Annotated in this window: 20 protein-coding genes and 1 other RNA gene; 9 read left to right on the top strand and 12 right to left on the bottom strand. The window is 67.1% G+C overall.

The window, feature by feature from the left end:
• Positions 1–21: 21 nt before the first annotated feature.
• The 8 genes from rpsA to gyrA all read right to left on the bottom strand — a co-directional run bounded on the left by rpsA (position 22) and on the right by gyrA (position 10643).
• Positions 22–1752, bottom strand: coding sequence for a 30S ribosomal protein S1 (rpsA, locus tag HWX62_RS09810; RefSeq protein WP_006486958.1), 1731 nt, complete (start codon positions 1750–1752; stop codon positions 22–24).
• 124 nt (positions 1753–1876) lie between these two features.
• Entirely contained in the window at positions 1877–2563 is a 687-nt protein-coding gene (gene cmk / locus HWX62_RS09815) for a (d)CMP kinase (RefSeq protein WP_044844836.1), read from the bottom strand.
• 12 nt (positions 2564–2575) lie between these two features.
• The gene (gene aroA, locus HWX62_RS09820; protein ID WP_175929689.1) at positions 2576–3880 is read right to left on the bottom strand and encodes a 3-phosphoshikimate 1-carboxyvinyltransferase; all 1305 of its coding nucleotides are present in this window, start codon (positions 3878–3880) and stop codon (positions 2576–2578) included.
• Positions 3881–3893: 13 nt separating this feature from the next.
• The gene (locus tag HWX62_RS09825; RefSeq protein WP_175929690.1) at positions 3894–4820 is read right to left on the bottom strand and encodes a prephenate dehydrogenase/arogenate dehydrogenase family protein; all 927 of its coding nucleotides are present in this window, start codon (positions 4818–4820) and stop codon (positions 3894–3896) included.
• Positions 4821–5002: 182 nt separating this feature from the next.
• Complete coding sequence (gene pheA, locus HWX62_RS09830; RefSeq protein WP_175929691.1) at positions 5003–6085, bottom strand: prephenate dehydratase; 1083 nt, start codon at positions 6083–6085, stop codon at positions 5003–5005.
• 33 nt (positions 6086–6118) lie between these two features.
• On the bottom strand, positions 6119–7201 hold the full coding sequence (gene serC, locus HWX62_RS09835; RefSeq protein WP_175929692.1) for a 3-phosphoserine/phosphohydroxythreonine transaminase: 1083 nt from the start codon (positions 7199–7201) through the stop codon (positions 6119–6121).
• Between the two features lie 155 nt (positions 7202–7356).
• On the bottom strand, positions 7357–7956 hold the full coding sequence (locus HWX62_RS09840) for a DUF2059 domain-containing protein (RefSeq protein WP_006486966.1): 600 nt from the start codon (positions 7954–7956) through the stop codon (positions 7357–7359).
• Between the two features lie 83 nt (positions 7957–8039).
• Positions 8040–10643 carry a DNA gyrase subunit A gene (gene gyrA / locus HWX62_RS09845; RefSeq protein ID WP_175985125.1) on the bottom strand — a complete coding sequence of 868 codons (2604 nt, stop codon included), beginning with the start codon at positions 10641–10643 and terminating at the stop codon, positions 8040–8042.
• A 522-nt stretch (positions 10644–11165) separates the two neighbouring features.
• Between gyrA and ompA the strand changes: the two genes are divergently transcribed.
• The 4 genes from ompA to ssrA all read left to right on the top strand — a co-directional run bounded on the left by ompA (position 11166) and on the right by ssrA (position 13799).
• Complete coding sequence (gene ompA, locus HWX62_RS09850) at positions 11166–11834, top strand: outer membrane protein OmpA (protein WP_006476579.1); 669 nt, start codon at positions 11166–11168, stop codon at positions 11832–11834.
• A gap of 152 nt (positions 11835–11986) precedes the next feature.
• Complete coding sequence (gene ubiG / locus HWX62_RS09855) at positions 11987–12685, top strand: bifunctional 2-polyprenyl-6-hydroxyphenol methylase/3-demethylubiquinol 3-O-methyltransferase UbiG (RefSeq protein ID WP_175929694.1); 699 nt, start codon at positions 11987–11989, stop codon at positions 12683–12685.
• 13 nt (positions 12686–12698) lie between these two features.
• Complete coding sequence (gene gph, locus HWX62_RS09860; RefSeq protein WP_175929695.1) at positions 12699–13412, top strand: phosphoglycolate phosphatase; 714 nt, start codon at positions 12699–12701, stop codon at positions 13410–13412.
• Positions 13413–13429: 17 nt separating this feature from the next.
• Positions 13430–13799: a transfer-messenger RNA gene (gene ssrA, locus HWX62_RS09865) on the top strand.
• Between the two features lie 284 nt (positions 13800–14083).
• Here the strand turns inward: ssrA and HWX62_RS09870 are convergent.
• From HWX62_RS09870 to HWX62_RS09880, 3 genes are all read right to left on the bottom strand, one after another.
• Positions 14084–14434: a DUF4148 domain-containing protein gene (locus tag HWX62_RS09870; protein ID WP_175929696.1), complete on the bottom strand. Its 351-nt coding sequence runs from the start codon at positions 14432–14434 to the stop codon at positions 14084–14086.
• Positions 14435–14790: 356 nt separating this feature from the next.
• The gene (locus HWX62_RS09875) at positions 14791–15060 is read right to left on the bottom strand and encodes a hypothetical protein (protein ID WP_175929697.1); all 270 of its coding nucleotides are present in this window, start codon (positions 15058–15060) and stop codon (positions 14791–14793) included.
• 101 nt (positions 15061–15161) lie between these two features.
• Positions 15162–16268 carry a substrate-binding domain-containing protein gene (locus tag HWX62_RS09880; RefSeq protein WP_175929698.1) on the bottom strand — a complete coding sequence of 369 codons (1107 nt, stop codon included), beginning with the start codon at positions 16266–16268 and terminating at the stop codon, positions 15162–15164.
• Between the two features lie 131 nt (positions 16269–16399).
• Here HWX62_RS09880 and HWX62_RS09885 point away from each other — a divergent pair, with 131 nt between their 5' ends.
• The 4 genes from HWX62_RS09885 to HWX62_RS09900 are packed head-to-tail and all read left to right on the top strand — an operon-like array spanning position 16400 to position 21702.
• Positions 16400–16900, top strand: coding sequence for an NAD(P)H-dependent oxidoreductase subunit E (locus HWX62_RS09885; RefSeq protein WP_175929699.1), 501 nt, complete (start codon positions 16400–16402; stop codon positions 16898–16900).
• A complete protein-coding gene (locus tag HWX62_RS09890; RefSeq protein WP_175929700.1) occupies positions 16897–18474 on the top strand; it encodes a formate dehydrogenase beta subunit in 1578 nt (525 codons plus the stop codon). Before HWX62_RS09885 ends, HWX62_RS09890 begins: the two co-directional genes overlap by 4 nt.
• 17 nt (positions 18475–18491) lie before the next feature.
• The gene (gene fdhF, locus HWX62_RS09895; protein WP_175929701.1) at positions 18492–21443 is read left to right on the top strand and encodes a formate dehydrogenase subunit alpha; all 2952 of its coding nucleotides are present in this window, start codon (positions 18492–18494) and stop codon (positions 21441–21443) included.
• Between the two features lie 7 nt (positions 21444–21450).
• On the top strand, positions 21451–21702 hold the full coding sequence (locus tag HWX62_RS09900; protein WP_175929702.1) for a formate dehydrogenase subunit delta: 252 nt from the start codon (positions 21451–21453) through the stop codon (positions 21700–21702).
• Between the two features lie 8 nt (positions 21703–21710).
• Here the strand turns inward: HWX62_RS09900 and HWX62_RS09905 are convergent, their stop codons facing one another.
• Entirely contained in the window at positions 21711–23357 is a 1647-nt protein-coding gene (locus tag HWX62_RS09905; protein ID WP_175929703.1) for an FAD-dependent monooxygenase, read from the bottom strand.
• A 58-nt stretch (positions 23358–23415) separates the two neighbouring features.
• Here HWX62_RS09905 and HWX62_RS09910 point away from each other — a divergent pair, with 58 nt between their 5' ends.
• The gene (locus tag HWX62_RS09910) at positions 23416–25323 is read left to right on the top strand and encodes a tetratricopeptide repeat protein (RefSeq protein WP_175929704.1); all 1908 of its coding nucleotides are present in this window, start codon (positions 23416–23418) and stop codon (positions 25321–25323) included.
• Positions 25324–25397: the final 74 nt, after the last annotated feature.

A 25397-nucleotide genomic window follows, 5' to 3' on the forward strand; every position in this document is an offset into this window, starting at 1 on the left:
CTTCAGCAGACCTCGTAAGGCTTACTGGTTCTGGCCGTCGAGCTTCGCCTTCAGCAGCGCGCCGAGGTTGGTCGTACCGGTCGCAGCAGCGCTGGAGTCCGACTGCAGGCCGCGGATCGCTTCCTGTTGTTCGGCCGAATCCTTCGCCTTGATCGACAGGTTGATGCCGCGCGACTTGCGATCGATGTTGATCACCATCGCGTTGACCTTGTCGCCTTCCTTCAGCACGTTGCGTGCGTCTTCGACGCGATCCTGCGAGATTTCCGATGCGCGCAGGTAGCCTTCGACGTCGCCCGTCAGCGTGACGACCGCACCCTTCGCATCGACCGTCTTCACGACGCCGTCGACGATCGAGCCCTTGTCGTTCATTGCAACGTAGTTGCTGAACGGGTCGCCTTCGAGTTGCTTGATGCCGAGCGAAATGCGCTCCTTCTCGACGTCGATACCGAGCACGATGGCTTCGACTTCGTCGCCCTTCTTGTACTTGCGAACGGCTTCTTCGCCGGCTTCGCTCCACGACAGGTCCGACAGGTGGACCAGGCCGTCGATGCCGCCCGGCAGACCGATGAACACGCCGAAGTCGGTGATCGACTTGATTGCGCCCGTGATCTTGTCGCCCTTCTTGAAGTTGCGGCTGAAGTCATCCCACGGATTCGGCTTGCACTGCTTCATGCCGAGGCTGATACGACGACGGTCTTCGTCGATCTCGAGGACCATGACTTCGACTTCGTCGCCCAGCTGGACAACCTTCGACGGCGCAACGTTCTTGTTGGTCCAGTCCATTTCCGACACGTGGACGAGGCCTTCGATGCCCGATTCCACTTCGACGAATGCGCCGTAGTCGGTGATGTTCGTGACCTTGCCGAACAGGCGCGTGCCCGACGGGTAACGGCGCGAGATGCCTTCCCACGGATCGTCGCCCAGTTGCTTGATGCCCAGCGAGACGCGGTTCTTCTCTTGGTCGAACTTGAGGATCTTCGCGGTGACTTCCTGGCCAACCGACAGGACTTCGCTCGGGTGACGCACACGACGCCATGCGATGTCGGTGATGTGCAGCAGGCCGTCGATGCCGCCGAGGTCGACGAACGCGCCGTAGTCGGTGATGTTCTTGACCACGCCGTTGACGATCGCGCCTTCCTTCAGCGTCTCGAGCAGCTTCGCGCGCTCTTCGCCTTGCGTTGCCTCGATCACTGCACGACGCGACAGCACGACGTTGTTACGCTTGCGATCGAGCTTGATCACGCGGAACTCGAGCGTCTTGCCTTCGTACGGGGTCGTGTCCTTGACCGGACGCGTGTCGACCAGCGAACCCGGCAGGAACGCGCGGATGCCGTTGACCATCACGGTCATGCCGCCCTTCACCTTGCCGGTGATGGTGCCGGTGACGAGCTCGTTGTTGTCGAGCGCCTTTTCCAGCGACAGCCACGATGCAAGGCGCTTCGCCTTGTCGCGCGACAGGATCGTGTCGCCGTAGCCGTTTTCGAGTGCGTCGATCGCGACGGACACGAAATCGCCCGACTGCACCTCAACCTCGCCCTGATCGTTCAGGAATTCCTCGATCGGAATGTAAGCCTCGGACTTCAGGCCTGCATTGACGACCACGAAGTTGTGGTCGACGCGCACGACTTCGGCGGAGATCACTTCGCCGGCGCGCATGTCTTGGCGGGTCAGCGACTCTTCGAACAGAGCCGCAAAGGATTCGGTATTCGGGTTGGAGGTTTGCAGGTCGGACATAAAAATCTGATTGTGCATGGCTCGCTGTGCCACGCCGGCCGGAATGGCAGGCTGAAAGGGCCAGATCGAGGACCACACGGGGTTAAGGGTTCGAAACACGCTCCGCGCTTGCGACGCGAAGCACCTACCGCTGCCCGCCTTCTCAGGCTGGCTGGCCGAGCGCCCGGTACCACTGCAGCACCTGGTCGACCGCTTCATCGACCGAAAGTGCCGACGTATCGAGCAGCTTGGCATCTGCCGCAGGCTTCAGCGGCGCGGCCGCGCGATTGCTGTCGCGCGCGTCACGTTCACGAAGATCCCGGAGCAAGTCATCTATATTAGCAGAAAAACCTTTTTGCATCAATTGCTTATGCCGCCTGGCCGCGCGCGCCTCCGCGCTGGCCGTCAGGAACACCTTCAGCACGGCGTCCGGGAAGATCACCGTGCCCATGTCGCGCCCGTCCGCCACGAGGCCCGGCGTCTTGCGGAACGCGCGCTGGCGCGCGACGAGCGCGGTGCGCACGGGGCCGTGCACGGCGATGGCCGACGCGCGGTTGCCGACCGCTTCGGCACGAATGTCGTTCGACACGTCCACGCCGTCGAGCTGCGCGCAACCTTCACGGAACGTGATGTGCAGGTCGTCGATCAGCTTCACCAGCGCGTCGATGTCCTCCGCGGCGATGCCGTAGCGCACGCTCGCGAGCGCCGCGAGCCGGTACAGCGCGCCGCTGTCGAGCAGGTGAAAGCCGAGGTGCGCGGCCACGAGCGCCGCGACGGTGCCCTTGCCGGAAGCGGTCGGGCCGTCGATCGTGATGACGGGAGTCGGGTGAAAAGGTCGGGTCGATTTCATCGGAACAATCGGTCAGGCTTTGGCGAGCGCGGCGAAGCGGTCGAAATAGTCGGGGAACGTCTTGCCGACGCACTTCGGATCGTTGATCCGCACGGGCACGCCGCCCAGGCTGACGAGCGAGAAGCACATCGCCATCCGGTGATCGTCGTACGTATCGATCGCCGCGTTCGGCGTGAGCTTTTCCGGCGGCGTGACGACGAGATAGTCGGGGCCTTCCTCGACAGTCGCGCCGACCTTGCGCAGCTCGGTCGCCATCGCGGCGATGCGGTCGGTCTCCTTCACGCGCCAGCTCGCGATGTTGCGCAGCGTACTCGTGCCGTTCGCAAACAGCGCCGCGACCGCGATCGTCATCGCCGCGTCCGGAATCAGGTTGAAGTCCATGTCGATCGGTTCGAGCTTGCCGTGATCGTGGCCGATGCCGCGCACGTCGATCCAGTCGTCGCCCATCGTCACGTTCGCGCCCATCTGCATCAGCGCATTCGCGAAGCCGACGTCGCCCTGGATGCTCGCGCGCCCCACGCCCTCGACCCGCAGCGGCCCGCCGCCCAGCGCGCCGGCCGCGAGAAAGTACGACGCGGACGACGCATCGCCCTCGACCATGATCCGCCCCGGCGAGCGGTAGCGGACGCCGGCCGGTACCACGAAACGCTGCCAGCCGTCGCGCTCGACGGTCACGCCGAAGCGCGCCATCAGCCGGATCGTGATGTCGATGTACGGCTTCGAGATCAGCTCGCCGTCGACTTCGACGACGGTGTGGCCGTCCTTCGCCTTCACGAGCGGCAGCGTCATCAGGAGCGCGGTGAGGAACTGGCTCGACACGTCGCCGCGCACGCGGATCGGCGCGTCGACCGAGATCGTCGCGGATTTGATCCGAAGCGGCGGGTAGCCTTCGTTCAATTCGTAGTCGATCTGCGCGCCGATCTGGCGCAGACCGTCGACGAGATCGCCGATCGGCCGCTCGTGCATGCGCGGCACGCCGTGCACGCGATAGTCGCCGCCGTTCACCGCGAGCGCCGCGGTCAGCGGCCGGACGGCCGTGCCCGCGTTGCCGAGGAACAGGTCGGCCGTCTTCGCGGTGAACGCGCCGCGCGTGCCGGTGACGACACAGGTGTCGCCGTCGCGCGCGAGCTTCACGCCGAGCTTGCCGAGTGCGTCGAGCATCACGCGCGTGTCGTCGGAGTCGAGCAGGTTGGTGATCGTCGTGTCGCCTTCGGCGAGCGCCGCGAGCAGCAGCACGCGGTTCGAAATGCTCTTCGAGCCGGGCAGGCGCACGGTGCCCGATGCGCTGGAGTACGGGCCGAGATCGAGGTAGTCCATGGGAATCGTCCTGTTATTTCTTGACCGGTTCGGCAGCGGGCGCGCCGCCGCGTTCCTGCCATGCCTTGCGTGCGGCGCGCGAGCGCGTGAATACGGCTTCGAGCGCCGCGCCGTCGCCGGCGTCGATCGCCGCGCGCAGCCGCGTGAGCACGCGCGTGTAGCCGTCGAGTTCGTCGAGCAGCGCCGCGCGGTTCGCGACGCACACGTCGCGCCACATTTCCGGGCTCGACGCCGCGATGCGCGTGAAATCGCGGAAACCGCCGGCCGCGTACGAGAATTTCAGTTCCGCGTCGGCCTCGCCGAGAATCTGCTCGACGAGCGCGAACGACAGCACGTGCGGCAGATGGCTGATCGACGCAAAGACGCGATCGTGCTGTTCGGTGCTCATCGTGCGCACGTCGGCGCCGGTCGCGCGCCACATCGCGTCGATCCGGGCCACCGCTTCGGGCGCGTTCTCCGGCAGCGGGCACAGCACGACGTTGCGGCCGACGTACAGATCCGGCAACGCGGCCTCGACGCCGCTCGACTCGCGCCCCGCGATCGGATGGCCCGGCACGAACTGCGCGATCCGCGCGCCGAGCGTGTCGCGCGCAGCCGCGACGACATCGGACTTGGTGCTGCCCGCATCGGTGACGATCGTCGCGCCGTCGAGCCACGGCGCGATGCGCGCGAGCAACGGGCCGGTTTGCGCGACGGGCGCGGCCAGCAAGACGAGATCGGCGCCGGCGAGCGCGTCGCGCAACTGCGCGTCGTCGTCGAGCGCCGCCGCGCGATCGATCACGCCGAGCGACAGCGCGCGCTCGACCGATGCGCGCGAGCGGCCCACGCCGACGATCTCGCCCGCGCCGCCCGGCGCGCGCTCGCGCAGCGCGCGGGCCAGCGATCCGCCGATCAGGCCGACGCCGAAGATGACCAGTTTGTTGAATGCAAAGCCTGACACGACAAGAGCCAAGTTACGCGCGCGAAACGACGCCCCGCACGCGGAATTCCAGATTCCGGGCCACGGGCCCGCACCCGGCGCAACCTGCGCCGGATACCGCCCGAACCCGCCTTCGACAGCGCCGACCGGCCTGCCCTGCCCGCCCGCCACGCCTGCACGAGCAGGCGCTGGGCCGCCGCGTATCAGCGTGCGCGCGGATACGAACCGAGTATCTTCAGGAACGCGGCCTTCTGGCCGAGTTCCGTCAGCGCGGCCGCCACCGCCGCATCGTCGCGGTGCCCTTCGATGTCGATGTAGAAGTAGTACTCCCACGTGCCGACGCGCGCCGGACGCGACTCGAAGCGCGTCATCGACACGCCGTGCCGCGCGAGCGGCTCGAGCAGCTTGAACACGGCGCCCGGCTCGTTCTTCACCGACACGATCAGCGACGTCTGGTCGTGACCGCTCGGGCCGGCCGGCTGCTTGCCGACGATCACGAAGCGCGTGCGATTGTGCGGATCGTCCTGGATCAGCGAGAACGCGATCTGCAGGCCGTAATGCGCGGCCGCACGGTCGCCCGCGATCGCGGCAACGGTCGGATCGGCCGCCGCGAGGCGCGCGGCCTCCGCGTTGCTCGCCACCGCCTGCCGCTCGAGCTGCGGCGCATTCGCCGCGAGCCACTGCTGGCACTGCGCGAGCGCCTGCGCATGCGCGCAAACACGCTTCACGCCGTCGAGCGTGCCGCTCTGCGTCAGCAGGTTGTGATGGATCGGCAGCGCGAGCTCGCCGCTGATCAGCAGTTGGGTCTGCAGCAGCAGGTCGAGCGTGCGCGACACGGCGCCTTCGGTCGAATTCTCGACCGGTGCGATGCCGAACGCGGACGCGCCGGCCTCGACCGAGCGGAACACCTCGTCGATCGACGGACACGGCAGCCCTTCGATCGACTGGCCGAAATACTCGAACATCGCCTGTTCGCTATACGTGCCGACCGGCCCGAGAAACGCGACGTGGATCGTCTGCTCGAGCGCGCGGCTCGCCGCCATGATCTCGCGCCAGATGGCGCTGATGTGCTCGCTCGCGAGCGGCCCGGCGCTCATGTCCTGCAGCCGTGCGATCACCTGCAGCTCGCGCTCCGGCCGGAACACCGGCGCGTTGAAATGCTTCTTGACCTCGCCCACCTCGAGCGCCACCGCGGCGCGCTGGTTCAGGAGCGCGATCAGCTGCGCGTCGATCGCGTCGATGCGGTCGCGCAGCGGTTTCAGGCGGGAATTCAGTTCGTCGTCCATGCGTTTTGCCGTGCTGTTTGAACAGCGCCGCCGTCAGGCGCCGCGCTGCTCGAAGTCCTTCATGTACTCGACGAGCGCCTTCACGCCCTCGAGCGGCACCGCGTTGTAGATCGACGCCCGCATGCCGCCGACGGACTTGTGGCCCTTCAGCTGCAGCAGCCCGCGCGCCTTTGCGCCGGCAAGGAAGTCTTCGTTGCGCGTTTCGTCGGCCAGGAAAAACGGCACGTTCATCCGCGAACGTGCTGCCGGCTCGACCTTGTTCAGATAGAAACTGCTCGCGTCGATCGTGTCGTAGAGCAGCTTCGCCTTTTCGATATTGCGGGCCTCGATCGCTTCGAGGCCGCCCTGCCGCTTCAGCCACTGGAACACGAGGCCCGCGATGTAGATCGCGTAGGTGGGCGGCGTGTTGTACAGCGAGTTGTTCGCGGCGATGGTCTTCCATTCGAACGCGGACGGGCAGATCGACAGCGCGCGATCGAGCAGATCCTCGCGCACGATCACGACCGTCACGCCGGCCATCCCGATGTTCTTCTGCGCACCGCCGAACAGCACGCCGTACTTCGCGACGTCCATCGGGCGCGACAGGATGTGCGACGAGACATCCGCGACCAGCGGCACGTCGCCGAGATCGGGAATCTCGAACGTCTCGACGCCGTCGATCGTCTCGTTGGTGCACAGGTGCACGTAGGCCGGATCGTCCGACAACTGCCATTCGGCGCGCGTGGGCGCACGCGTGAAGCCGTCCTCCGTCTTGCCGGTCGCGGCAAGATGCGGCGTGCAGAACTTCTTCGCCTCGCCGAACGATTTCTGCGACCACGAACCCGTCACGACGAAGTCGGCCGTCTTGCGCGAGCCGAGCAGGTTCATCGGCACGATCGCGTTTTCCGCGATGCCGCCGCCCTGCAGGAACAGGATCCGGTGGCTCGCGGGCACGCCGAGCAGATCGCGCAGGTCGGTCAGCGCGGCCTCGTGGATCGACATGAACTCCTTGCCGCGATGGCTCATCTCCATCACGCTCATGCCGCTGCCGTGCCAGTCGAGCATTTCGTCGGCGGCTTGCCGCAGCACTTCCTCGGGCATCGCCGCAGGGCCGGCGGAGAAATTAAAGACGCGCATCGTGAAAACCTCGGGAGGGACGCGACCGGCTCGCCGCCGGCAGAACGCGCCAGAAAAGAAATGGCCGCTTGCGCTCGCGCGCAAACGGCCATTATCGCACTGTCGTCAGGCTCCCGCCAAACCCGGCCGGACGGCCGGGGGCGCGCCCGGACGGCTTACTTGCCCGGCTTGACTGCTGCGACTTCCTTGTCAGCCTGCGTACGCGTTGCCTGGATCGCTTGCGGCATGTACTTCTGCATCAGGCCGTTGACCACGTCGCGACCGACCTGATCCTGGACCTGGATGAACTTGCGGCCCGTCGGGCTCTTGTAGAACGTCGTCAGATCCTTGATCTCCGACGTGCTGTAGTACTTCGCGTACGCGTCGTATTGAGCCGACATCGCGTCGCTCTGGAACTGCTGCGTGCCGAACACCTTGCCTGCGCCGTCGACCAGCTTCGGCACCGCGTTCTTCTGCAGCGTCGGAACGGCAGCCTGCTTCTGCTTGTCGTTCAGCGTCTTGTTTTCCGACAGCGCGTCCGACAGGATGGCCGGCACGAGTTGCTTGGCCTGCATTTCGGCGCTGTTGCCGATTGCCGACACGAGCTTCGGCGCGTCGATCGCGTCGAGCAGATCCTTGATCGCTGCCTTCTTGTCGGCGTCGATCGGCGCAGCTGCCGCCGGAGCAGCCGGTGCGGAATTCGACAGCGCCTGCGCCATCGCGAACGTCGGCACCAGTGCGGCCAGCAGGACCAGTTGCTTGAATTGCTTTTGCATCATCACTCCCTTTTGGAAATATGAATGGTTGCTCGCCGGCCGCGGCGCTTTTCGCCCGCGGCGGCCAGAGTCTCATCCGTTCTTCAGGCTTCGCCGTCCGACGCCTCGTCGGCCTCGCCCTCTCCCTCTTCGGCCTCCGCGATCTGCTGCAGGCCAGAGAGCTTGGTACCCTCATCGAGACTGATGAGTGTAACACCTTGCGTGGCGCGTCCCATCTCGCGTATCTCGGAAACACGGGTGCGAATCAACACGCCCGCCGTCGTGATCAGCATGATCTGATCCTCGGCGTCGACGAGCGTGGCCGCCACGACCTTGCCGTTGCGCTCGGACGTCTGGATCGCGATCATACCCTTCGTACCGCGGCCATGGCGCGTGTACTCGGTGATCGGCGTGCGCTTGCCGTAGCCGTTTTCGGTCGCGGTGAGCACGGTCTGCTCCTCGCTGCCCGCGACCAGCATCGCGATGACCTGCTGCCCGTCCTCGAGCTGCATGCCGCGCACGCCGCGCGCCTCGCGCCCCATCGGACGCACGTCGTTCTCGTCGAAACGCACGGCCTTGCCGGCGTCGGAGAACAGCATCACGTCGTGCGCGCCGTCGGTGATCGACGCACCGATCAGGTAATCGCCGTCGTCGAGGCCGACCGCGATGATGCCCTTCTTCATCGGGCGGCTGAATGCCTCGAGCGGCGTCTTCTTCACGGTGCCGAGCGACGTCGCCATGAAGATGAACTTGTCGGCCGAGAATTCCTTGACCGGCAGCACGACGTTGATCTTCTCGCCTTCCTGCAGCGGGAACATGTTGACGATCGGGCGCCCGCGCGAGTTGCGCGAGCCCTGCGGCACTTCGTAGACCTTGACCCAGTACACGCGGCCGCGGTTCGAGAAGCACAGGATGTAGTCGTGCGTGTTCGCGATGAACAGCGTCTCGATCCAGTCGTCTTCCTTCATCTGCGTCGCCTGCTTGCCGCGGCCGCCGCGCTTCTGCGCACGGTACTCGGACAGCGGCTGCGACTTCACGTAGCCCGCATGCGACATCGTGACGACCATGTCCTGCGGCGTGATCAGATCCTCGGTGTTCAGCTCGGTCGCGTTCAGTTCGATCCTCGAGCGGCGCGCGTCGCCGAATTCGGCCTTCACCGCGGTCAGTTCCTCGCCGATCATCGTCGTGATCCGCTCGGGGCGCGCGAGGATGTCCAGCAGGTCGGCGATCTGTGCCATCACGTCGCGGTACTCGCCGATGATCTTGTCCTGCTCGAGGCCGGTCAGGCGCTGCAGGCGCATCTGCAGGATTTCCTGCGCCTGCGTGTCGGACAGGCGGTACAGCCCGTCGGCCTGCATCCCGAACGCCGGGTTCAGGCCTTCCGGACGGTACGCGGAACGGCCGCCGGCCGCCGCGTTCTCGCTCTCGGCGCGCGTCAGCATCTCGCGCACGAGCGACGAATCCCACGGCTTGGCCATCAGTTCCTGCTTCGCGATCGGCGGCGTCGGCGCGGCCTTGATGATCGCGATGAACTCGTCGATGTTCGCGAGCGCGACCGCGAGACCTTCGAGCACGTGGCCGCGTTCGCGGGCCTTGCGCAGTTCGTAGATCGTGCGGCGCGTCAGCACTTCGCGTCGGTGCGACAGGAAGCACTGCAGGATTTCCTTCAGGTTCAGCAGCTTCGGCTGGCCGTCGACGAGCGCGACCATGTTCATGCCGAACGTGTCCTGCAGCTGCGTCGCCTTGTACAGGTTGTTCAGCACCACTTCCGGCACTTCGCCGCGCTTGAGCTCGATCACGACACGCATGCCGCTCTTGTCGGACTCGTCGCGGATGTCGGAAATGCCTTCGAGCTTCTTCTCGTTGACGAGCTCGGCGATCCGCTCGAGCAGCGAGCGCTTGTTCACCTGGTACGGCAACTCGTCGACGATGATCGCCATCCGCTGGCCGCGATCGATTTCCTCGAAGTGCGTGGCCGCACGCATCACGACGCGGCCGCGCCCGGTGCGGTAGCCGTCGCGCACGCCGGCGACGCCGTAGATGATGCCGGCCGTCGGGAAATCCGGCGCCGGGATGATCTCGATCAGCTCGTCGATCGTCGCTTCCGGGTTGCCGAGCAGGTGCTGGCACGCATCGACGACTTCGTTCAGGTTGTGCGGCGGGATGTTGGTCGCCATACCGACCGCGATGCCCGACGAGCCGTTGATCAGCAGGTTCGGAATGCGCGACGGCAGGACCGACGGCTGCATTTCGTTGCCGTCGTAGTTCGGCTCGAAATCGACGGTTTCCTTGTCGATGTCGGCGAGCAGCTCGTGACCGATCTTCGCCATGCGAATTTCGGTGTAACGCATCGCCGCGGCATTGTCGCCGTCGATCGAGCCGAAGTTGCCCTGCCCGTCGATCAGCATGTAGCGCAGCGAGAAGTCCTGCGCCATCCGCACGATCGTGTCGTAGACCGCGGCATCGCCGTGAGGGTGGTATTTACCGATCACGTCACCGACGATACGCGCCGACTTCTTGTACGCGCGGTTCCAGTCGTTGTTCAGTTCGTGCATCGCGAACAATACGCGCCGGTGCACGGGCTTCAGGCCATCGCGGACATCCGGGAGGGCACGTCCGACGATCACGCTCATCGCGTAATCGAGATACGAACGGCGCATTTCCTCCTCTAGGGAGGTGGGCAGGGTCTCTTTGGCGAATTGATCCATGTATCCGTATCGTTTCGGAGCGAAGACGGCGAACGCCTTTCGCGTGGGCGCTGCATGCGCAACGCAACGCGAGATTCTAACATGCGCCCATCAGCCGCCAATTCGCTTCCCCCTCTATATGTAAACAGCAAAAACCGCAGTCGCATGGATCCGCCGAAATCGCGCGCGACCGGACGTCGCAGGCGATCGCCGCGCGTTTCCCGCGCACGAGTAAACAGCCGCACGCATTCGCGCAATTTCGCCGCCACGCTCTTGACAATCTCTAAAAGTTACGGCAGGCCGGTGTTGCGCATGCACCACAAAGTTGAAGCGATCTTGGGGTGGGGAGGATTTTTTTTCGTAGGAAGGGAACGATATGGCAAAATGCCAACGCACTGAAAGTTAGACGCTGCTCGAAGTCTACACAGAGCGGTGCCGCGTTTTTTGTGCCGCACCAATGTTATACTTCGAGCAATGTATGACTTGTCACCGTCAACAGGCTCGCAGTAAACCTGCGGTAATCTCAATTTCGAGAGGAGAAATATGAATAAACTTTCAAAGCTCGCGTTCATTGCAGCTACCGCAGTTATGGCTGCATCCGCTTCGGCACAGTCGGTGCCGGCGTCGCGTCAAGCCGTCAATGACAACTGGGTGAACGGCACGGGCGAATGGGTGTGGATGAACGGTACGAACGAGCTCTGCTGGCGCGATGCGTTCTGGACGCCGGCCACCGCCAACGCGAAGTGCGATGGCGCACTGGTCGCCCAGGCACCGCAGCCGCCGGTCGCTCCGGTCGCTCCGGCCATCACGAGCCAGAAGATCACGTATCAAGCTGACGCACTGTTCGACTTCGACAAGGCAACGCTCAAGCCGCTGGGCAAGCAAAAGCTGGACGAACTGGCTTCGAAGATCGAAGGCATGAACACGGAAGTGGTCGTCGCAACGGGCTACACGGACCGCATCGGTTCGGACAAGTACAACGACCGTCTGTCGCTGCGCCGTGCGCAAGCCGTGAAGTCGTACCTGGTCAGCAAGGGTGTGCCGGCCAACAAGATCTACACGGAAGGCAAGGGCAAGCGCAACCCGGTCACGACGGGCTGCAACCAGAAGAACCGCAAGCAACTCATCGCTTGCCTCGCACCGGACCGCCGCGTGGAAGTCGAAGTGGTCGGTACGCAGCAAGTGCAGAAGACGACCGTTCCGGCAAACTAAGCCGCGGTTTTCGACTGCTTCAAAGCCCCGCTCCGGCGGGGCTTTTTCATTGACGCCCGTCCAGGCGCTCGCTGGCCTCGTCGTCCGCCCGCTTATATACTCGGGGCTGACGCACCGAAGCACCGCCCTCCTCTCGTAGCCCGTTTGCCGACATGACCAACGCCGATCCGCACGAACTCCAGAAATTCAGCGACCTCGCCCACCGATGGTGGGATCCGAATGCCGAATTCAAGCCGCTGCACGACCTGAACCCGGTCAGGCTCGGCTGGATCGACGCGCATGCGCACCTGGCCGGCAAACGTGCACTCGACATCGGCTGCGGCGGCGGCATCCTGTCCGAATCGATGGCCGGGCTCGGCGCCCAGGTGAAAGGCATCGACCTGTCGACCGAGGCGCTCGGCGTGGCCGACCTGCACAGCCTCGAAAGCGGCATTTCGGTCGATTACGAGGCGATCGCCGCCGAAGCGATCGCCGCGCGCGAACCGGGTACCTACGACGTCGTCACGTGCATGGAAATGCTCGAGCACGTGCCGTCGCCCAGCGACATCGTGGCCGCGTGCGCGACGCTCGTGAAACCGGGTGGCTGGGTATTCTTCTCGACGCTGAACCGCAACCTGAAGTCCTACCTGTTCGCCGTGATCGGCGCGGAATACATCGCGCAAATGCTGCCGAAGGGTACGCACGATTACGCGCGCTTCATCCGCCCGTCGGAACTGGCCGGCTTCGTGCGTGCAACGGATCTGCACATCGTCGAGATCAAGGGCATCACGTATCACCCGATCGGCAAGCGCTTCGCGCTGTCGAACGACACCGACATCAACTACCTCGTCGCGTGCCGCCGCGGCGCGTGACCTTCCCATCGGCATGACGACTCCCCTTTCGACCGCGCGGATCGCAGACGCACCGCGCCTGCTGCACTGCGATGCGGTCCTGTTCGATCTGGACGGCACGCTCGCCGACACGGCGCCCGACCTCGCGGCGGCCGTCAACAAGATGCAGCGCGAGCGCGGGCTGCCCGAAACGTCACTCGACGTGTTGAGGCCGCTCGCCTCGGCCGGCGCGCGCGGGCTGCTCGGTGGCGCGTTCGGCATCGATCCGCACACCCCCGGCTACGAAGCGATGCGCGACGAGTTCCTGGCCAACTACGCGGCCGATCTCTGCGTGCAGACGACACTGTTCCCCGGCATCGGCGACGTGCTCGACGAGCTCGATGCGCGCGGCGTGCGCTGGGGCATCGTGACGAACAAGGCGATGCGGCTCACGGCACCGCTCGTCGACCTGCTCGGCCTCGCGCCGCGCGCCGCCTGCGTCGTCGGGGGCGACACAACGCCGCACCCGAAGCCGCATCCGGCCCCGCTGCTGCATGCGGCCGGCCAGCTGACGCTCGCGCCCGCGCGCATCGTCTACGTCGGCGACGACCTGCGCGACATTCAGGCCGGCAGCGCCGCCGGCATGGCTACCGTGGCAGCCGCGTACGGCTATTGCGGCGACGGCATCGCGCCGGCCGACTGGCAGGCCCAGCACCTCGTCGACACGACACAGGAACTGCGGGACCTGCTGCGCGATGTTGGGCTATAATGTTTGATCTTATCCGCGGGGGCGACCTGGTTTCGACAGGGGTTGTGAAGCGGCTAGGGCATGTCGAGGACCCGTCACCTCGTTAATCAATGGGAAAATCGTAACTGCAAACGACGATACGTTCGCACTGGCAGCCTAAGGGCCGCCGTCCTCTGCCTAGTTCACTGACGGGCTAGTGTCGCAAGACCGGTAGCAATACCGCCAGAGGTCATTTACGTCAGTTAAGCCCTGTCGGCGTCGCGACGCCAGGGTCGAAAATCTAGCGAATCGCCGTAGTGCAGCGTGTTCGTCCGCGTCGCTGCGGTTAAATCAAAAGACTGGACTAAACATGTAGAACTAGTCGTGGAGCGCTTCTGGACGCGGGTTCGATTCCCGCCGCCTCCACCAAATACGCGCGAAACGTTCGCCACGTTTCGCAACGAAGACCCCGCCGAGCGTTGCTCCGCGGGGTTTTTTGTTTCCGGCGAAACGCACACGCCCCGCTCCTTGCGAAAAAGCGCCCAGCCACGGGCGGGCCGGGCGGAATGCCGCCGCCGTGGCGGCGGCAGGAGGTGACGGATGCGCTGCCGCGGCCGCGCCATCGTCGGTTGCGTCGGGCAGCGGCTGCCCGGTGGTCGGGCTTCGGAACGACGCAGCGGCACCTATGCCGGCCCGCACCGGACATGTGCGGCTCAGCTGCCGCGATACAGCGACTTCATTTCTTCCGCGCTGGCCGGGCGCACGCCCATCGCGCGCGACCCCGACGCCGACGCGCCCTGCGCCTGCGCACCGTAGCCGCTGGCGTCGACACCTTGTGCTTGTGCCAGTGCACGCTGCTGCTCCGCGATACGCGCCGTGGCGGCCTGGATCGCTTCCGGATAATGCGGATCTTCACCGCGGGCGGAGTTGTAACCGGCCCGCTGGAGTTGAACCAGTTCGGCACGAACCTGCGCACGGGTGATCGTCGAGCCCGACTGGGCGAACGACACGACCGGGGCAACGAGTGCAGCAGCAACGACAATGGCTTGAACGAGCGACTTCATGATGACCTACCTCCAGATTTTGTCTGATTGAGCGGTGAACACCGTGTTCAGCGCCGACAAACCGAAGTTTATGTAGGCAAATGCTTAAGAATAAGGCAGGTTTCAGGAACACATCCTTCCTGATTTACGGGTTAACCCTAGCACCCTGACGGCGCGACAAGGCGGGCGAACGGCGCCTCGTTCGTCCCGACTGCGTCAAGGTTCGCCGAAAAAGACCGAGCCCCGCGAAGCGGCCGGCTTCGCGGGGCTCGAGCAAGGCAGGATCGGGCCGGAACGTGCGCAGTCGTCTGTCCGTTGGAAAACCGCTGCGCAGGCGGCAAGCGCCGCCCTCCGGCGTAGAAGCGCCTGCCCGCGTGCTACTGGGTGTCCATCGGGCACTTCAGGTTGCAGCCGTTCGGGTCGCCCAGGTCGCCCTTGCGGCGCAACGACGACTTCTTGCCGCTCTGGTATTTCTGCGACGGCGCCGACGCCGCGAACGGCATCTGCGGATGTTCGTTCAGGCGAAACTGTTCGCTCAGGATCCCGCCGGGCACACCCGGGGAATTCTGCGCGAACGCAAACGGCGACGCGACGACCAGCAGCCCCGCGGTCAACGCTGCCGCGGTAAGGGGAACGGAAAATTTCATGGCGGGATGACGCCTGAACGGCGTGCTTGTTGGAACGTTGATCAAGCGGCAAGCGTAGCGCAAATCCCCTACTGCTGCAGCGCGGTCCGATCGCGTTCCCGTTACCGGGTATTGCCGTCCGGCATGCTCGTGCCGTCGCTGCCGGCCAGCCCGGTCGCGATCCGCTCCAGCGCACCGCACGCGGCCGGGTCGTACCCGTCGAGATGCGCGACGCGCTCGACGAAACGCGCGTCGCGCAGCAGCGCCAGCACGTCGGCGAGCGGCCGCGCATCGAGCCGCGCGCGGTCGCATGCGAAGTAATAGTCCTCGTCGACGATCGGGATGAAGTCGAGCCCGAAGTGACGCGCGGCCGGCTCGACGCCGAAGCCGAGATCGGCCATTCCGCTCGCGACGAACGCGGCGATCGCCGAATGCGTGAGTTCGGCCGACGCGTAGCCGTCGATGCGCTCCGGGTCGATGCCGATCGCGCGCAACGCGAGATCCAGCAGCATGCGCGTGCCGGACCCCGGCTGGCGGTTGACGAAGCGGATGTCGTTGCGTGCCAGATCAGCCAGCCCGCGGACCTGCTTCGGATTGCCGCGCGCAACGAACAACCCCTGTTGGCGACGCGTCAGATGGATCAGCACGTGGCGCGTGTCGTCGAGCCAGGGCCGGTAGATCTGCGCGCACTGCGCGCGAAACGCGCCGCGCGGCAAATGGAAGCCGGCGAGGTCGCATTCGCCGCGCGCGAGCGCCTGCACGGCCTCGATGCTCTCGCGATACTTGATGTCGACGGCCGCCTGCGCATCGACGAGCGCGGAGACGAGCGTCGCCACCGCGTAGCCGTGCGACGCATGAATGCGCACGGCGCCGTCGCGCTGCGCGAGCCGCCGGTTCAGCTCGCTGGCCACCTCGGCCGCCAGCGTGCGCAGGTTTCCGTCGAGGCGGCTGCGCGCCAGACGCTGCGCATCGACGACCGCCTGCCCGAGCGCCGACAACGTCGAACCCTTGCCGCGCGCGGTGTCGATCAATTCCCCGCCGATACACGACTCCAGCGCGCGCAGCATGCCCCACGCATGCCGGTACGACAGCCCCTTGGCTTGCGCGGCCTGCGCGATGCTGCCCGTGTCGGCCACGAGTTCCAGCAGCGGAGCGACGTCAGACAGACTGGCCGAGCGGCCTTCCGTGTCGCGTACGGTCAGATACGCGTCGCATTCGATCCGAATCAATTATGCACTCCGATTTCCTATTGCGACGGCGAGATCTTCCGCTTATCGTTGGTCAAAATCAATCAGAACGAAGTCCCGATGCGCACTATATGAACTGCGAGCGCATATGAGACTTTGGAGGAGCATAAGCGATGTCCCCGAATTCCCCCGCGGCCGACGCGCTCGTCGAGCGCCATGCGCGCGCCGGCCGCTCGCTCGTCGCGATCCTGCACGCGATCCAGGACGACGCGGGCTACGTGCCGCCGGGCTGCGTCGCGCCGCTCGCCAAGGCGCTGAACCTGTCGCGCGCGGAAGTGCACGGCGTGCTGACCTACTACCACCACTTCCGCACCGCGCCGCCCGCCCGCGTGACGATCCAGATGTGCCGTGCCGAAGCGTGCCGCAGCATGGGCTGCGAAACGCTCGCCGCCCACGCGCAAGCCCGCACGGGCTGCCGGTTCGACGCGGCGCACGGCGATGCCGCCGCGGCCCACGCGCCGGCCGACGTCGCGCTCGAATCGGTCTACTGCCTCGGACTGTGCGCGCAATCGCCGTCGATGACGGTCAACGGGGTACTTCACGCCAAGGTCACGCCGGAGAAGTTCGACGCCCTGCTGGCCGACGCGGTCGCCCACACGACGGAGGCCGCATGACCACCCGCATCTACGTTCCGCGCGATTCGTCCGCGCTGGCGCTCGGCGCCGACGCGCTCGCCGTCGCGATCGTGGCCGAAGCGGAGCGGCGCGGCGTCGCGATCGAACTGGTCCGCAACGGTTCGCGCGGGCTGCTGTGGCTCGAGCCGCTCGTCGAGGTCGGTACGGCCGCCGGCCGTGTCGGCTATGCCAACCTGTCGGCCGCCGACGTGCCGGCCCTGTTCGACGCCAACTGGCTCGAAGGCGGCACGCATCCGAGCGGCGTCGGCCTCGTCGACGCGCTGCCCTATCTCGCACGCCAGCAGCGGCTCACGTTCGCGCGCATCGGCCTGACCGATCCGCTGTCGATCGACGACTACCTGCGACACGAAGGCCTCGTCGGCCTGAAGAACGTCCTGGCGCTCGGCGGCGATGCCGCATGCGAAACGCTGATCGAGTCGGGGCTGCGCGGCCGCGGCGGCGCGGCGTTCCCGGCCGGCATCAAATGGCGTACCGTGCGGCAAGCGCGCGCCGCGCAGAAATACATCGTCTGCAACGCGGACGAAGGCGATTCGGGCACGTTCTCCGACCGCCTGCTGATGGAATGCGACCCGTACTGCCTGATCGAAGGGATGATCATCGCGGGCGTCGCCACCGGCGCGACGGTTGGCTACATCTACGTGCGCAGCGAATACCCGCACGCGATCGCCACGCTCGAAGCGGCGATCGTCCGCGCGCGTGAAGCCGGCTGGCTCGGCGAACACGTGCTCGGCTCCGCGCATGCGTTCGAACTGCACGTCGCGAAAGGCGCAGGCTCGTACGTATGCGGCGAGGAAACGGCGCTGCTCGAATCGCTCGAGGGCAAGCGCGGCGTCGTGCGCGCGAAGCCGCCGCTGCCCGCGCTCGCCGGCCTGTTCGGCCAGCCGACCGTCATCAACAACGTGATCACGCTCGCGACGGCGCCCGTGATCTTCGCGCGCGGCGCCGCGTTCTATCGCGACTACGGGATGGGCCGCTCGCGCGGCACGCTGCCGTTCCAGCTGGCAGGCAACATCCGCCGCGGCGGCCTCGTCGAGCTTGCGTTCGGCGTCACGCTGCGCGAGCTGCTGTTCGACTTCGGCGGCGGCACGGCCACCGGCCGGGCGGCACGCGCCGCGCAGGTCGGCGGCCCGCTCGGCACCTACCTGCCCGACCACCAGTGGGACGTGCCGCTCGATTACGAGGCATACACGGCGATCGGCGCGGTCGTCGGCCACGGCGGCATCGTGCTGCACGACGACACGTCGAATCTCGCCGAGCTGGCCGAATACGCGATGAAGTTCTGCGCGATCGAATCGTGCGGCAAGTGCACGCCCTGCCGGATCGGTTCGACGCGCGGCGTCGAGACGATCGCACGGATCCGCGACGGCGATACGTCGGAGCGCCAGGTCACGCTGCTGCGCGACCTGTGCGACACGATGCTCGCCGGCTCGCTGTGCGCGATGGGCGGCATGACGCCGTACCCGGTGCTGTCCGCGCTCGACCATTTCCCCGAAGATTTCGGGCTCGCCGCCGGCAAGGATGCCGCGTCGGGTCCGGTCAAGGCCGCGGCCTGACCCAGAAGGAGCCCTGCATGTCCCTCGACACGAACAACGTCCGCCAAGGCGGCTGCGGCTCGGGCCAATGCGCGTGCAAGAGCGCCGCCCAGGCGCGCGCCCGCGATCCGTTCGACGAAACCGACTACGGCACGCCGCAACGGCATGCCGATACCGACGTCACGCTCGAAATCGACGGCCAGCCGGTGACGGTGCCGGCCGGCACGTCGGTGATGCGCGCGGCGATCGAAGCCGGCATCAACGTGCCGAAGCTGTGCGCGACCGACTCGCTCGAACCGTTCGGCTCGTGCCGCCTGTGCCTCGTCGAAATCGAGGGCCGGCGCGGTTATCCGGCGTCGTGCACGACGCCCGCCGAAGCCGGGATGAAGGTGCGCACGCAATCGGACCGGCTGCAGTCGCTGCGCCGCAACGTGATGGAGTTGTACATCTCCGACCACCCGCTCGACTGCCTCACCTGCCCGGCCAACGGCGACTGCGAGCTGCAGGACATGGCGGGCGTGGTCGGCCTGCGCGAAGTGCGCTACGGCTTTGACGGCGCGAATCACCTGAAGGACACGAAGGACGAATCGAACCCGTACTTCACGTACGACCCGTCCAAATGCATCGTCTGCAACCGCTGCGTGCGCGCGTGCGAGGAAACGCAGGGCACGTTCGCGCTGACGATCGCCGCGCGCGGCTTCGAATCGCGCGTCGCCGCCGGCGAAAGCGAATCGTTCATGGCGTCGGAATGCGTGTCGTGCGGTGCGTGTGTCGCCGCGTGCCCGACCGCCACGCTGCAGGAAAAATCCGTCGTGCAGCTCGGCCAGGCCGAACACTCGGTCGTCACGACCTGCGCGTACTGCGGCGTCGGCTGCTCGTTCAAGGCCGAGATGAAGGGCACGCAGGTCGTGCGCATGACGCCGCACAAGAACGGCCTCGCGAACGAAGGCCACGCATGCGTGAAGGGACGCTTCGCGTGGGGCTACGCGACGCACAAGGACCGCATCACGAAGCCGATGATCCGCGAGAAGATCACCGACCCGTGGCGCGAAGTGAGCTGGGACGAAGCCCTCACCTACGCGGCGACGCAATTCCGCAAGCTGCAGCAGAAGTACGGCCGCGATTCGATCGGCGGCATCACGTCGTCGCGCTGCACGAACGAGGAAACCTATCTCGTGCAGAAGCTCGTGCGCGCCGCGTTCGGCAACAACAACGTCGATACCTGCGCACGCGTGTGCCACTCGCCGACCGGCTATGGCCTCAAGACGACGCTCGGCGAATCGGCCGGCACGCAGACGTTCGCATCGGTCGGCCAGGCCGACGTGATCGTCGTGATGGGCGCGAACCCGACCGACGGGCACCCGGTATTCGGCTCGCGGCTGAAGCGGCGCGTGCGCGAAGGCGCGAAGCTGATCGTGATCGACCCGCGCCGCATCGACGTCGTCGACGGCCCGCACGTGAAGGCCACGCATCACCTGCAGTTGCGCCCGGGCACCAACGTCGCGATCGTCAATGCGCTGGCGCACGTGATCGTCACCGAAGGGTTGGTGGCCGACGCGTTCGTCGCCGAGCGCTGCGACACGCGCGCGTTCGAGCAATGGCGCGACTTCGTCGCGCAGCCCGACAATTCGCCCGAGGCGACCGCGGACGTGACGGGCGTGCCGGCCGAGCGGGTGCGCGAGGCCGCGCGCCTCTACGCGACAGGCGGCAACGCCGCGATCTATTACGGCCTGGGCGTCACCGAACACGCACAGGGCTCGACGACGGTGATGGGCATCGCGAACCTCGCGATGGCGACCGGCAACGTCGGCCGCGAAGGCGTCGGCGTCAATCCGCTGCGCGGCCAGAACAACGTGCAGGGTTCGTGCGACATGGGCTCGTTCCCGCACGAACTGCCCGGCTACCGCCACATCGGCGACGCCGCCGTGCGCGCGCAGTTCGAAGCAGCCTGGTCGGCCACGCTGCAGCCGGAGCCCGGGCTGCGCATCCCGAACATGTTCGACGCGGCGCTCGACGGCAGCTTCAAGGGGCTCTACTGCCAGGGCGAGGACATCGTGCAGTCGGACCCGAACACACAGCACGTGGCGGCCGCGCTGTCGGCGATGGAATGCATCGTCGTGCAGGACATCTTCCTGAACGAGACGGCCAAATACGCGCACGTGCTGCTGCCGGGCTCGACCTTCCTCGAGAAGGACGGCACGTTCACGAACGCGGAGCGCCGCATCTCGCGCGTGCGCAAGGTGATGCCGCCGCTCGCCGGCTACGCGGACTGGGAAGTCACGCTGCTGCTGTCGCGGGCGCTCGGCTACGACATGCACTACTCGCATCCGTCGGAAATCATGGACGAGATCGCACGGCTCACGCCGACCTTCTCGGGCGTGTCGTACGAGAAGCTCGACGCGCTCGGCAGCATCCAGTGGCCGTGCAACGAACACGCGCCGGAAGGCACGCCGACCATGCACATCGACCAGTTCGTGCGCGGCAAGGGCCGGTTCGTGATCACCAAGTTCATTCCGACGCCGGAGAAGGTCACGCAGCGCTATCCGCTGATCCTGACGACCGGCCGCATCCTGTCGCAATACAACGTCGGCGCGCAGACGCGCCGGACCGAGAACGTGCGGTGGCACGAAGAGGATCGCCTCGAGATCCATCCGCACGACGCACAGGATCGCGGAATCCGCACCGGCGACTGGGTCGGCATCGAATCGCGCGCGGGACAGACGGTGCTGCGCGCGCTCGTGACGGAGCGCATGCAGCCGGGCGTCGTGTACACCACGTTCCACTTCCCCGAATCGGGCGCGAACGTGATCACGACGGACAGCTCCGACTGGGCGACCAACTGCCCCGAATACAAGGTCACGGCCGTGCAGGTGCTGCCGGTTGCGCAGCCGTCCGACTGGCAGCGCGCGTATGCGCGCTTCAACACGGAGCAGCTCGACCTGCTCGAGCGCCGCGCCGCCGCGCCGGCCGCCGCGACGACAGGCAAGTGAGGCAGCCATGGACCACGACCACCTGATCGACATGGCCAACCAGATCGGCGCCTTCTTCGAATCGATGCCCGATCGAGACGAAGCGCTGACCGGCATCGCCGAGCATATCCGGCGCTTCTGGGAGCCGCGCATGCGTCGCGCGTTGTTCGCCGCGCTCGACGATCCGTCGAGCGCGGCCGGACAGCGCGCCGCGCCGATCGTGCGCGATGCGATCGCCGCACATCGCGCATCGCTCGTTCCTGCCGCGGTGCCCGCCTGAACGCGCGGCTACGCGGACACCGACATGCCCGCGAACCAGCTTTCGCAGTGGCGCAGCAGCGCGTTCGCGTCGGTTGCCGTGCGCCCGCGCGCGGCCACATAGCCGTCGGGCCGCAGCAGATAGAACGACGGCCGCGAGCGGCCGTACTCCTGCGCGAGGCCCGCCACCCCGTCGCCTTCGGCGTCGGCGACACGCCACACGCGTACCGCCTCCGGCATGATCCGTTCGAGCCCCTGCACGAGCGCCCGCGCATCGGCCGGGATCGACGGCACCTCGCCGGCCTCGGTATCCACCGGCTCTTCCAGCAGCAACAGCGTGAAGCTCGCCGGATCGTGAAGATCGTATAGCCGCGCCGTGCCGGGCGCGCGGCCGAGCGGCCCGTCGAGCACGTGCACGAGTGCGTCGGGCGCACGCTCGCCCGCGCGCGGGCCGCCGTCGAGCACGCGCTCGAGCGTGAGCGGACTCTTCCGGTACTGCACGCCGAGCTCGCTCACCGTGCGCCTGACCGCGTCGCGCATCGGCCCGAACGACGCCAGCAGCGGCACGACGTGATCGCGCAGCAGCTTCATCGCGCCGCGCTCGGCTTCGACGACCTGCGTGACGAAACCGGTCTGCCGCAACACGTCGCGCTCGATCGGATGGCGCTCCGCGTGATACGTGTCGAGCAACCGCTCCGGCGCGCCTGCGCCGAGGACGCGTGCGAGCTTCCAGCCGAGGTTGAACGCCTCCTGGATGCCGGTGTTCATGCCCTGCGCGCCGGCCGGGCTGTGGACGTGCGCGGCGTCGCCCGCGAAGAATACGCGGCCGTGACGCAGCCGGTCGACCATCCGGCTGTGCAGGTGGAAATACGACGACCACGCGAGATCGCTTGGCGAGATCGATGCGCCGACGCGCGCACGAATGATCGCGTCGCACTCCTCGAGCGACGGAGCCGGCGCGCCGGGCGACGCGTCGCTGCGGGGCGGCCGGTCGGCGACGAGCCGGTAACGTCCGCCCCCCATCGGAAACAGGCCCGCGATGCCGGCGGGCGTCGTGAACAGGTGGATCTCCTCGTCCGGCCAGTCGGGTATCGCCGCGAAATCGGCCAGCAGGAACGTCTGCTCGAATGCATGCCCGGCAAAGCCCAGGCCGAGCAGATGCCTGACCGTGCTGTGCGCGCCGTCGGCCGCAATCAGGTACGACGGGGCGAACGACTCGTCGCGACCGTCGGCGCGGTGCAGCGTCACGTCGAGCGACGTGCCGCCCGCGTCGCATGCCGTCAGCGTCGTACCGCGTTCGACGGTCACGCCCATTCCGGCCAGATGCTCGGCGAGCAGCCGCTCGGTGACGCTCTGGTCGAGAAACATCAGATACGGATAACGCGTTTGCAGCGGATCGAAATCGAGCCGAGCGATCACGCGGCCATCGGCATGCAGCTCGGCCGCATGCGCGCGATGGCCGAGCGCGAGAAACGGTTCGACCGCGCGATGCTGCTCCAGCAGCTCGAGCGTACGCGCCTGGATGCCGATCGCACGCGAAAACGGCGCGGGCGCGACGAGACGGTCGATGATGCGCACCGGCACGCGGGCCCGCGCGAGGCTCATCGCCGCGGCAAGGCCGGTCGGCCCCGCGCCGACGATCAGCACGGGCGGGATATCGGGCAATGTGTCAGCCATGGAAACCTCGATGACACGCGACTCTGCAAGTCTACGCCGCTCCGCGTGACGGGGCCATATGCCAACCGGCCGATACGCGGCCCCGTCGCGCGGTGTGGGAAAATACGCGCTTTCCGCCAGTTTTAGCCTCATGGATTCCGCATTCGACCGGGCGTACGCCGCACACCGCGCGGGCCGCCTCGCCGAGGCCGAGCACGGCTATCGCGACGCGCTCGCCTCCAACCCTGCCGACGCCGACGCGCTGCACCTGTTCGGCGTACTGCGGCACCAGCAGGGCCAGCATGCCGAAGCAGCCGATCTCGTCGGTCGCGCCGTCGCACTGCGTCCGGACGATGCCGCGCTGCAGCTCAATCTCGGCAACGCACTGAAAGCGCTCGGCCGCGTCGACGAAGCGATCGACCGGTTTCGCAACGCGCTCACGCTCGCGCCCGAATTTCCGCTCGCGCATTACAACCTCGGCAACGCGTATGCGGCGCTGCACCGTCACGACGATGCGATCGACGCGTTCGGCCGCGCGCTGCGGCTCACGCCCGACGACGCGTCGATCCACAACAATCTCGGCAACGCGCTGAACGCGCTCGGCCGCCACGACGACGCGCTCGCCGCGTTCGGTCGCGCGCTCGAGCTCCGGCCGGGGCATGCGGGTGCGCACAACAACCTCGGGATGGCGCTGAGCGCGATGGGGCGCGCCGACGATGCGATCGCGCACTTCCAGGCCGCGATCGCCGCGCAGCCCCGTTTCGTCGCCGCCCATTTCAACCTCGGCAACACGTTCGATGCGGTCGGCCGGCATGCCGAGGCGGCCGCGGCATTCGAAGCCGCGCTCGCGCTGCACCCGCCGTTTCCGCTCGCGCTGTTCGGGCTCGCGAACGCGCTCTGCGCACAGGGGCGCCACCGCGACGCGCTGCCGTACTACGAGCGCGCCGTCGGGCTCGATCCGTCGTTCGGGCTCGCATGGCTGAATCTCGGCAACGCGCATCACGCGCTCGGCGCGCACGAGATGGCGCTGCGCGCATTCGAGCAGGCGCTGCGCGTCGCGCCCGATCTCACGCTCGCGCGGCTGCACCGTGCGGTCACGCTGCTGACGCTGCGCGACTTCACGCGCGGCCTGCCCGCCTACGAAGCGCGCCACGAGACGCCCGGCGCGACGCCGCTCGGCGCGCTGCCGCGCTGGCAGGGCGAGCCGATCGCCTCGCGCGCGCTGCTGATCCGCGCGGAACAGGGGTTCGGCGACACGCTGCAGTTCGTCCGCTTCGTGCCGCTGGCCCGCGCTCGCTGCGCGCGCGTCGTGCTCGAAGTCCAGCCGGAACTCGTCGCGCTGCTGGCGCCGGCCGCGTCGCGCTGGCGCGTGACGCTCGTCCCGCAAGGCGCCGCGAAGCCGCCCGCCGCGGACGTCGCCTGCACGCTGATGAGCCTGCCGTTCCTGCTCGGGCTTCAACCGGAAGACATCGTCGGCTCGCGCTACCTCGACGCACCCGACGGCGCCCGCCGGCGCTTTCGCGGCTCGCTCGGCGGGCAGTCGAAACGCAAGTTCGGGCTCGCATGGTCCGGGCGCCGGCAGGCGCAGGAAAACCGCTCGATGCCGTTCGACGCGCTCGCGCCGCTGCTCGCGCTGCCGGACATCGACTGGATCGTGCTGCAGCCCGCGCTCGACGACGACGAACGGGCGCGCGTCGACGCGCATCCGCGCGTGCATCGTCTCGACGGCCGGCTGAACGATTTTGCCGATACGGCCGCGCTGATCGAGCGCCTCGACGGCGTCGTCACGATCGACACGGCTGTCGCGCACCTCGCGGGCGCGCTCGGCAAGCCGCTGTGGGTCATGCTGCCGTTCGCGGCCGACTGGCGCTGGTTCACCGGCGACGACTGCCCGTGGTATGCGCACGCCCGCATCGTCCGCCAGCCGGCGCCGAGCGCGTGGGCCGACGTGGCGGCCGCGGTGGCCGGCCTGCTCCGCGAAGCCTGACCGCAAACGAGAAAGGGAGCGCATCGCGCCCCCTTTCTCGATGTGATGCGCGGCCGATGCCGCGCGCCATGCCG

It is taken from the genome of Burkholderia sp. BCC0506, assembly GCF_902833145.1.
Taxonomy (GTDB): Bacteria; Pseudomonadota; Gammaproteobacteria; order Burkholderiales; family Burkholderiaceae; genus Burkholderia.